9 protein-coding genes and 1 pseudogene are annotated in these 8,878 nt (G+C 74.0%); 1 reads left to right on the forward strand and 9 read right to left on the reverse strand.

Translation table 11 applies throughout. The features are described from left to right. From BU198_RS04375 to BU198_RS04390, 4 genes and pseudogenes are all read right to left on the reverse strand, one after another. Positions 1-471: pseudogene (locus tag BU198_RS04375) on the reverse strand (hypothetical protein); the annotation flags it as partial. Between the two features lie 14 nt (positions 472-485). Then, positions 486-1,118: a nicotinate-nucleotide adenylyltransferase gene (gene nadD, locus BU198_RS04380; protein WP_188295496.1), complete on the reverse strand. Its 633-nt coding sequence runs from the start codon at positions 1,116-1,118 to the stop codon at positions 486-488. A 145-nt stretch (positions 1,119-1,263) separates the two neighbouring features. Then, a complete protein-coding gene (locus BU198_RS04385; protein WP_188295497.1) occupies positions 1,264-1,419 on the reverse strand; it encodes a hypothetical protein in 156 nt (51 codons plus the stop codon). 154 nt (positions 1,420-1,573) lie between these two features. Further along, positions 1,574-1,720 carry a hypothetical protein gene (locus tag BU198_RS04390; RefSeq protein WP_188295498.1) on the reverse strand — a complete coding sequence of 49 codons (147 nt, stop codon included), beginning with the start codon at positions 1,718-1,720 and terminating at the stop codon, positions 1,574-1,576. A 358-nt stretch (positions 1,721-2,078) separates the two neighbouring features. Between BU198_RS04390 and BU198_RS04395 the strand changes: the two genes are divergently transcribed. After that, positions 2,079-3,182: a M48 family metallopeptidase gene (locus tag BU198_RS04395; protein ID WP_188295499.1), complete on the forward strand. Its 1,104-nt coding sequence runs from the start codon at positions 2,079-2,081 to the stop codon at positions 3,180-3,182. A gap of 116 nt (positions 3,183-3,298) precedes the next feature. Here the strand turns inward: BU198_RS04395 and BU198_RS04400 are convergent, their stop codons facing one another. From BU198_RS04400 to proB, 5 genes are all read right to left on the reverse strand, one after another. Then, on the reverse strand, positions 3,299-4,360 hold the full coding sequence (locus BU198_RS04400; protein ID WP_188295500.1) for a hypothetical protein: 1,062 nt from the start codon (positions 4,358-4,360) through the stop codon (positions 3,299-3,301). Between the two features lie 104 nt (positions 4,361-4,464). After that, on the reverse strand, positions 4,465-5,049 hold the full coding sequence (locus tag BU198_RS04405; protein WP_188295501.1) for a hypothetical protein: 585 nt from the start codon (positions 5,047-5,049) through the stop codon (positions 4,465-4,467). Between the two features lie 90 nt (positions 5,050-5,139). Beyond that, positions 5,140-6,462, reverse strand: coding sequence for a glutamate-5-semialdehyde dehydrogenase (locus BU198_RS04410; RefSeq protein WP_188295502.1), 1,323 nt, complete (start codon positions 6,460-6,462; stop codon positions 5,140-5,142). Between the two features lie 133 nt (positions 6,463-6,595). Beyond that, a complete protein-coding gene (locus tag BU198_RS04415) occupies positions 6,596-7,114 on the reverse strand; it encodes a hypothetical protein (RefSeq protein WP_188295503.1) in 519 nt (172 codons plus the stop codon). A gap of 174 nt (positions 7,115-7,288) precedes the next feature. Beyond that, positions 7,289-8,425: a glutamate 5-kinase gene (proB, locus tag BU198_RS04420; RefSeq protein WP_188295504.1), complete on the reverse strand. Its 1,137-nt coding sequence runs from the start codon at positions 8,423-8,425 to the stop codon at positions 7,289-7,291. Positions 8,426-8,878 lie beyond the last annotated feature (453 nt).

Genomic DNA, 8,878 nt, shown 5'->3' on the forward strand with positions numbered 1-8,878 from the left:
GGCGGCAGCGGCGGTCGCGGCAGCGGCGGCCGGAGCGGCCGGCTCGGCTTCCGCCGGCGCCTGCGGCTCGGTGACGACCGGGGCGGCCGCCTGGTACTGCTGGTAGTCGCCCTGGTACCCCTGCTGCTGGTAGCCGTACGGGTCCTGGACGTACACCGGCTGCCCGTACTGGTCGTACTGGTCGTACTGCTGCTGCCCGTACGACTGCTGCTGCGGGAACTGCCCGGTGCCACCGCCCTGTTGGTACCCGTCGTAGCCCTGGTACCCCTGCTGCTGGTAGCCGTACGGGTCCTGCGGGTACACCGGCTGTCCGTACTGGTCGTACTGCTGCTGCTCGTACGACTGCGGCTGCGGCTGCGGCTGTTGTTGCTGCGGCTGCGGTTGCTGCGGGTCCTGGTACTCCTGGTACGGCTGCTGGTACTGCCCGGTGGACCAGTCCTCCGGCCGCCGGCCGTCGCTGCGATCAGTCATGCACCGCTCCTGGATCAGTCCCCGCGCGGCGCGTACAGCGCCCGCTTGTCGATGTAGCGGACCACGCCGTCCGGGACGAGGTACCAGACGGGCTCGCCCTTGGCGACCCGGTTGCGGCAGTCCGTGGAGGAGATGGCCAGCGCCGGGACCTCCACCAGGGAGACCCCGCCCACCGGAAGCCCGGCGTCCGACAGAGTGTGCCCCGGGCGGGTGCATCCGATGAAGTGGGCCAGCGAGAACAGCTCGTCGGAGTCGTGCCAGGACAGGATCTGGGCGAGCGCGTCGGCACCGGTGATGAAGAAGAGGTCGGCGTCCGGGTGCATCGCGTGCAGGTCCCGCAGGGTGTCGACGGTGTACGTCGGGCCCTCGCGGTCGATGTCGATCCGGCTGACCGAGAACTGCGGGTTCTCGGCGGTGGCGATGACCGTCATCAGGTAGCGGTCCTCGGCGGCGGCGACGCGGCGGTCGCTCTTCTGCCACGGCTGCCCGGTCGGCACGAAGATCACCTCGTCCAGGTGGAACGCGCTCGCGACCTCACTGGCCGCGACGAGGTGGCCGTGGTGGATCGGGTCGAAGGTGCCGCCCATGACGCCCAGGCGCTTCTTCGCCGGTTCCGGTCCGCCGGGATTCCCGGCCTGCTCTCCCATGCCGCCACACCTTACGCGACGCCCGTTACGGTGCGGGAACGGCCGGGTGGGGGTCCTTCACAGACCGCGTGGGGGTTGTCCGCAGATGCGTGAGGGAGCGGCCGGCCGATGGCCGGACGCTCCCCGAGCGGTCCGTCGACCCGGCTCAGCGGTCCCGGTTGAAACGGGTGGTGATGAAGAGCAGGACCAGCAGGATGAACAGCGCGGCGCCACCGGTCAGGGCCGGGTTCAGACTGTCGTGGTTGCCCCCCTCGCCCTCGGCGAGCAGGTTCAGGACGGGGAGTGCGGCAGCAGTGTTCATGGTCGGCTGGACCTTCTCGGCTCGGTGAACGGACCTGGGGGTGTTCGGAGGCCGGTGAGGGCCCACCCGTCATCGTACGGGGGGTTACAAGGCAACCGCTCGGCGGCCCACTGCCGCTGACCGGACGTGAGCACCACCCGCCGCGGGGCCCGGACTAGTTGTTCTTGAAGGCCCTGGCCATGATCCAGACCAGCAGGCCGATGCCCACGAAGGACGCGACCACGATGATCCGCAGGAACAGGCCGGGACCGGACTCGTCGGAGATGGGCGCGGCCAGGCTGACAAGCGTGTCGGTGGACATCTGCGGGGGCTCCTAGAACTGCTCGGTACCGCGGCCGGGTCCGGTCTCGGTCGTCCAGGAATCAGGTTAAACCGCCTTCACACCGGCGCCGCCCACCGGCCCCGAGACCCGCCCGCCTGCCCGCCTGCCTGCCTGCCCCACTCCCGCGTCACGCCCACGGCGGGACGGCCCGCCCGCACCGGCGGGCCGGAACGCCCGGGCCGGAACGTCCGGGCCGCGGTCCCGGACCCGCGCGTACGCTGACCGCGGGGACGAGTACGCAACCGCGGACGTTGCAGAGACAGTCGTTGCAGGCGAAGACCAGCGGGGGGCGGGCCAGCGGGCCCGCGGCCGCCGTCGACCAGGAGGTACTCAGACCATGACCGACACGACCGCGAAGACCCCGAGCCGCCGCCGCGAACGCTTCCCCGGAATCTCCACCAGGGCCTGGGAGCACCCGGCGGACCGCTCGGCCCTGGTCGCCCTGCGCAAGCTGACCGGCTTCGACGACATCCTGAAGAAGCTCGCCGGGCTGGTCTCCGAGCGGGCGATCCGGCTGATGTTCCTGGCCACGGCCGTGAAGACCTCCGAGCGCCAGTTCCCCGAGCTGCACGCGATGGTGCGCGACGCCTCCTACGTGCTCGACCTGGAGCAGGTCCCCGACCTGTACGTCAGCCAGGACCCGACGGTCAACGCGTACTGCATCGGCATCGACACTCCGATCATCGTGATCACCAGCGGCCTGGTCGAGCTGCTGGACGAGGAGGAGCTGCGCTCGGTCATCGGCCACGAGGTGGGCCACGCGATGTCCGGCCACGCCGTCTACCGGACGATGCTGATGATCCTCACCAACATCGCCACCCGGATCGCCTGGGTGCCGCTCGGCAACCTGGCGATCACCGCGATCATCACCGCGCTCAAGGAGTGGTTCCGCAAGGCGGAGCTGTCCAGCGACCGGGCCGGCCTGCTCGCCGGGCAGGACCTCCAGGCGTCCATGCGGGCCCTGATGAAGCTCGCCGGCGGCCACAACCTGGCCGAGATGAACGTCGACGCCTTCCTGGAGCAGGCCGAGGAGTACGAGAAGGCCGGCGACCTGCGCGACGGCGTGCTCAAGGTACTCCAGCTGCTGCCGCAGACCCACCCCTTCGCGGTCGTCCGGGTCGCCCAGCTGAAGAAGTGGGCGGAGAGCGACGAGTACCGCTCGATCCTGGCCGGTGCCTACCCGCGCCGCTCGGACGACCCGGACACCTCGGTCACCGAGCAGTGGAAGGCCGCCGCCGAGCACTACACGACCTCGGTCAAGGAGAGCAAGGACCCGCTGATGGGCCTGCTCAGGGACGTCGCCGGCGGCGCCGCGACCGTCGGCGGCAAGCTCCGCGACACCTTCACCGGCGCCACCGGCGGCCGCAACGGCTCCTCGGGCAACGGTTCCTCGGGCAACAGCTCCGCGGGCAACGGCTCCGCGGACCGCGACGGCAGCTGACCCACCGGGACCGCGACGGCGGCCGGTGCCCGCCCGGGGCACCGGCCGCCGCGCCGTTCCACGGGCCCGGAACCACCCGGCACGGCCCCCGGCCTCCTGGCCCCTGCCCCTGCCCCTCAGCTGCCCGCCAGCACCCCGCACACCTGCCAGCCGGGACGGGCGTGGTTCCCGGGGTCGACCGGCGACGGCGGCGCGACCACCGTGCCCTGCGCCGTGGCCAGCACCGGCTGCAGGAAGCCCGCCGTCGAGGTCCCGCAGGACTCGGGCCCGGCCTGCACCACCGCGTCCACCAGCCGCAGCTGCGCCGAGGCCAGGTCGACCCGGTCGAACCGGAAGGTCAGCTGGCGCCGCACGGTCTCCAGGCCGGCCGGCGCTCCGGCCGGGGCGCCGGCCGGCTTCAGCGCGTAGACGAAGGTGTGGTCGGTGGTGATCTGCAAGGTCCCGTCGTCCGCCTCGTCGATCCGCATCGCACCGGCCACCTTCACGGTGTTCGAGGCCAGTGCGACCCGCGCCGGGTCGAAGCGGACCATCCAGCCGGTCGCCGCGTGGTGCCGGTCGTCCACCGGCTGCGCCACGCTCGCGTCGAACGCCGCCAGCTCACCGGGCGTGACGAAGGACCGCACGTCCGAGGTGGCCCCCCGGACCAGGACGGCCGGGGAGAGCGAGGAGGCCACCAGGTAGCGCTGGACGGTGTCCAGCGCCTTGGTCACCTCGACCCGGCTGAAGTGCCCGGTGGCGGCCCCGGTCGGGGTGTTCAGCCCGAGCGTGCCCTCCCCGTAGCCGGGCGTCAGCGCGGCGAACGGGTCCGCCGGGTCGGCGACCGGCCGGACGGCCGAAGCCGGGCTCAACGCGACCAGGCTGACGGTCAGTTGACTGCCCTCGGGATGCACCGCGGTCACCATCGGCGAGCTCACCCCGAAGTACACCGCGGCCCCGAAGGCGACCAGGATGAGCAGCAGCAGCGCGAGCGCCCGGCGCGGGACGGTGCCCAGCGGGCCGAGCCGCACCCGCGCCCGGGTGGCCCTGCCGAAGGTGCCGGCCAGCCGCTCCCGGGCGGAGAGCTCCTGGATGCGGGCAGCCCGCACGAACGATTCGTCGAACACGACGGACCGGAATTCGTCCTCGTTGCCGGAACCGTCCCCGGGCGTGCCCCCAGGAGGCTCTCGCGGGTCACCCACACCACCAGGGTAGGCGGACACCAGCGCCGCCACGAGGGCCCGGACGCACATTCCCGGGAACGCTCCGTGACCACCGTCCCGGGGCGCCCGTGCCGGGACGCGCGCTAACCCGCGGGCGCCGTGACCACCAGCGGGGGCTCGGCCGGGGCCTGCCCCGGTTCGACCCCGGCACTGCTGCTGCCGGACTCGGGGCGCCGGGGCGTGCCCGGGGAACCGCCCACGCCCTGGTAGACCGCCGCGACCGCGACCGCCACCAGGCTCACCCCCATGATCACGGCGAGCACCCAGGCCACCGGCCGGTGCCAGCGCTGCTGGGCCACGTACCGTCCGCGGGCGCGCACCGGATCGTAGCCTCGCCGCCGGCGCCGCCGGCCCCTGCGGTCGGCCGCCCGGCCCGGCCCCGACCAGGGATCGGGGTAGAGGTGGTCCGCGTCGAGTCCGGTCGGGTACGGGCGCAGCTCCAGCGGCAGCCCGTCTCCGGCCGGAACGTCACAGCCCCAGCCCGGACCCGCGGTCTCCGGCTCGAACCTGGCCTCGGCGGCGGCGAGTTGCCGCTCCTTGGCGGTCGGCTCGTGCACGGCGGCGGACCGGACGAAGGCCTCATCGAAGACCACGGTGGCGAACTCGTCGTCCGCACCACCGTGGTCGGCGCCGTCGGGGTACGGAAAGCCCCCCACATCCTCAGCCACGGATTCAGCGTATTACCGGCCGGGCGATTTGTCTGTGGCTCCCGGCAGTTGGTCCGTCGCACGTGTGACGGCCGGCCCCCGGCGCCGCGGTCAGCGACCGGCCGCGGCCCCGCCCACGGTCTGCGTCGCCTCGCCCCGCACGTGCCCGTCACCAGTGACGATGTACTTGGTGCTGGTCAGCTCGGGCAGGCCCATCGGGCCGCGGGCGTGCAGCTTCTGGGTGGAGATGCCGATCTCCGCGCCGAAGCCGAACTCACCGCCGTCGGTGAAGCGGGTGGAGGCGTTGACGGCCACCGTGGTGGAGTCGACCAACCGGGTGAACCGGCGGGCGGCGGCCTGCGAGGTGGTGACGATCGCCTCGGTGTGGCCGGAGGACCAGCGGCGGATGTGCTCAACGGCGGCGTCCAGCGAGGGCACCACGGCGGCGGCCAGGTCGAGCGAGAGGTACTCGGCGCCCCAGTCCTCGTCGGTGGCCGGCACCACGGTGGCCGCGCCGCCCTCGGCGGCCTTCAGCACCGCCTCGTCGCCGTGCACGGTCACCCCGGCCTCGGCGAGCGCGGCCAGCGCGAGCGGCAGGAAGGCGTCCGCGACGTCCTGGTGGACCAGCAGCGTCTCGGCCGCGTTGCAGACGCTGACCCGCTGCGCCTTGGAGTTGAGCAGGATGCCGACGGCCATCGCCAGGTCGGTCTCGGCGTCCACGTAGACGTGGCAGTTGCCGGTGCCGGTCTCGATCACCGGGACGGTCGAGCCCTCCACCACGGTGCGGATCAGCGAGGCGCCGCCGCGCGGGATCAGCACGTCCACGTGGCCGCGGGCGCGCATCAGCTCCCGCACCGAGTCGCGGCTCTCCCCCGGCACCAGCTGGACCGCGTCGGCGGGCAGCCCGGCCGCGGCGACGGCGTCGCGCACCACGGCGACCAGCGCGGTGTTGGAGCGGTAGGCCGAGGCGGAGCCGCGCAGCAGCACCGCGTTGCCGGACTTGAGGCAGAGCGCGGCGGCGTCCGCGGTGACGTTCGGGCGGGCCTCGTAGATGATGCCGACCACGCCGAGCGGCACCCGGACCTGCCGCACGTCCAGGCCGTTGGGCAGGGTGTAGCCGCGCACCACCTCGCCGACCGGGTCGGGCAGCCCGGCCACGTCGCGCACGTCGGAGGCGATCGCGGCGATCCGCTCGTCGGTCAGGGTCAGCCGGTCGATCACCGACTCGGCCGTCCCGGCCGCGCGGGCCCGCGCCACGTCCTCGGCGTTGGCCGCGACGATCTCGGCGCCGCGGGCCACCAGGGCGTCCGCGACCGCCAGCAGCGCGGCGTCCTTCACGCCGCGCGGCAGCGGGGCGAGCGCCGCGGCGGCCTCCCTGGCTCGGCGCGCTACGGCGAGGACGGGGCTGTCGGCGGTGGCGAGGTCGCTGGTCATGCCGCCAAGGGTAGCGACTGGGTCCGTCCCGTCCGGGCGGCATTTCGCCCGGTGAGACGGCGCTCGCGCGATCGTCCTCGATGCCGCTCGCGCGACCCTGGCCCGACGGGGCTGCCCGACCCGTCAGGACGGCTCAGTACGGGTGCACCCCGCCCAGGTGCGACGGCGGATCGCCGAAGCCCTCCGCCACCCGTTTGTGGTACGTCGCCCGGTCGACGACCTCCAGCCCGACGATCTCCCAGGGCGGCAGGTTCGAGGTGACCTTGTGCTCGCCCCACAGCCGCAGCGCGATGGCCGCCGCGTCGTGCAGGTCCCTGGCCTGCTCCCAGTAGCGGATCTCGGCGTGGTCGGCCGCGTAGCGGGCGGTCAGGAAGAACGCGTGGTCGTGCGCCAGCTGCTCCAGCGAGGTGCGCAGCGAGGTCAGCGGGGTGACCTGCCCGGCCACGCTCAGCACCACGTGCCACAGCCGCGCCTGCTCGGGCACCGTGGGCGGCTGGTCCCGGGTGCCTTCGGGCCGCAGCCTACGCACCCCGCCGGGCCCCTGCGGCGGACCGGCCGGCTCGGCGGGCCCGTCCCCGCGTCCGCCGTCGATGCTGGTCAGCCGCCGGCCCGCCGTCCCTGCGGTCAGCGCTGCCTCGCGCCTGCGTTCCACCGGCGGCCTCCTGTTCGGCGATGTCGTGTCGTCCCCACCGGCCCCGTCGGCCCTCGGCCGACCGGTACGGCTGCGTCCCTCCCCGCCCGCGGCCGGACCGCTCCCGGTGCGGGGCGACCCGCCGGGCGCACTGCGCCGATCGGCCGGGCGGCCGGTGCCGGCCCGCCGGGCCGGTCAGCCGCGCAGAAGGACCAGGTCGTCGCGGTGGACGACCTCGCGCTCGTACGCGGCGCCGAACTCCTGGGCCAGGTCGCGGGTGGACCGGCCGAGCAGGCGGGGCAACTCCCTCGCATCAAAGTTGACCAGTCCGCGAGCCACGATGTGGCCGTTTTCGGCAAGAAGGTCCACCGGATCACCCGCGGCGAACTCCCCGTCGACCTTGGTGACCCCGGCCGGCAGCAGCGAGGCGCCGCCGGAGACGACCGCCGTGACGGCGCCCGCGTCCAGGTGCAGGGCCCCGCGCGGGCTGCTGGCGTGGGCCAGCCAGAGCATCCGGTCGGAGGTCCGGCTGCCGGTGCGCAGGAAGAGCGTGCCGGTGGGCCGGCCGGCCAGCGCGTCGGCGGCCTGGCTGGCGGCGGTGAGCACCACGGGGATGCCCGCGCCGGTGGCGATCCTGGCCGCCTCGACCTTGGTGACCATGCCGCCGGTGCCGACCCCGGCCTTGCCGGCGCTGCCGATCTCGACGCCGTCGAGGTCCTGCGGGCCGCGCACCTCGGTGATCCGGCTGCTGCCGGGGCGGGCCGGGTCGCCGTCGTACAGGCCGTCCACGTCGGAGAGCAGCACCAGCAGGTCGGCCCGGACCAGGTGGGCGACCAGCGCGGCGAGCCTGTCGTTGTCGCCGAACTTGATTTCGGCGGTGGCGACGGTGTCGTTCTCGTTGACGATCGGCATCGCGCCCATCGCCAGCAGCTGGTCCAGGGTGCGGTAGGCGTTGCGGTAGTGGGCGCGCCGGCTGGCGTCCTCGGCGGTGAGCAGCACCTGGCCGACCCGGATGCCGTACCGGGCGAAGGAGGCGGTGTACCGGGCGACCAGCAGGCCCTGGCCGACGCTGGCGGCGGCCTGCTGGCGGGCCAGGTCCTTGGGCCGCCCGTCCAGGCCGAGCGGGGCGAGGCCGGCGGCGATGGCCCCGGAGGAGACGAGCACGACCTCCGGCGGCTCCGGGCGGGCCCGGAGCTTGGCGAGCGCGTCCACCAGGGCGTCGACGCGGTCGGCGTCCAGGCCGCCGGCCGCCGTGGTCAGCGAGGAGGAGCCGACCTTGACGACGATCCGCCGCGCGGTCAGCACCTCCTCCCGCAGGGAGTCCTCGCTCATCTCGCTGTTCGCCCTTCCGGTGTGGTGCGGGTGCGGCGGGCCGGGACCGGCCGTCACCCCCGAAATCTACGCGATCCGCGCAGGTCGCCCGCAGGGTGTTTCACCGGCTGGACCCGGGCCGGTCACCGGCTCGCCACAGCCCGTCCACCACTTCGGACGGCTGGTATGGTCCCTGACCGCAAGCCAGATCGGGGGACGGCTTCTTGCCCGCTGTACCCATGTCGTCATCGACCCTTCCTGTCACGACGGGCGGCGCCGCACCGGGCAAAGGCCGGCAACGGCCGCGGCCGCGCGCCCAGGAGAAATGCGCACCATGCGTTCGTACACCACCAAGCTGACCGTCGCCGCGCTCGCGGCGGCCACCGCCCTCTCGCTCGCGGCCTGCGGGCCGGAGAACGCGGACACCCCGGCCGGCACCGGCGGCGCCACCGGCGCGGCTCCGGCGCCGACCGG

Origin of the sequence: Streptomyces sp. CBMA156 (assembly GCF_014596515.1) — a bacterium.
Lineage (GTDB): Bacteria > Actinomycetota > Actinomycetes > Streptomycetales > Streptomycetaceae > Kitasatospora.

Coding starts and splice junctions, on each gene's coding strand:
- BU198_RS04385 (WP_188295497.1), bottom strand. CDS start 1,419: ATGAACACTGCTGCCGCACTCCCCGTCCTGAACCTGCTCGCCGAGGGC.
- nadD (WP_188295496.1), bottom strand. CDS start 1,118: ATGGGAGAGCAGGCCGGGAATCCCGGCGGACCGGAACCGGCGAAGAAG.
- proB (WP_188295504.1), bottom strand. CDS start 8,425: ATGAGCGAGGACTCCCTGCGGGAGGAGGTGCTGACCGCGCGGCGGATC.
- BU198_RS04410 (WP_188295502.1), bottom strand. CDS start 6,462: ATGACCAGCGACCTCGCCACCGCCGACAGCCCCGTCCTCGCCGTAGCG.
- BU198_RS04390 (WP_188295498.1), bottom strand. CDS start 1,720: ATGTCCACCGACACGCTTGTCAGCCTGGCCGCGCCCATCTCCGACGAG.
- BU198_RS04395 (WP_188295499.1), top strand. CDS start 2,079: ATGACCGACACGACCGCGAAGACCCCGAGCCGCCGCCGCGAACGCTTC.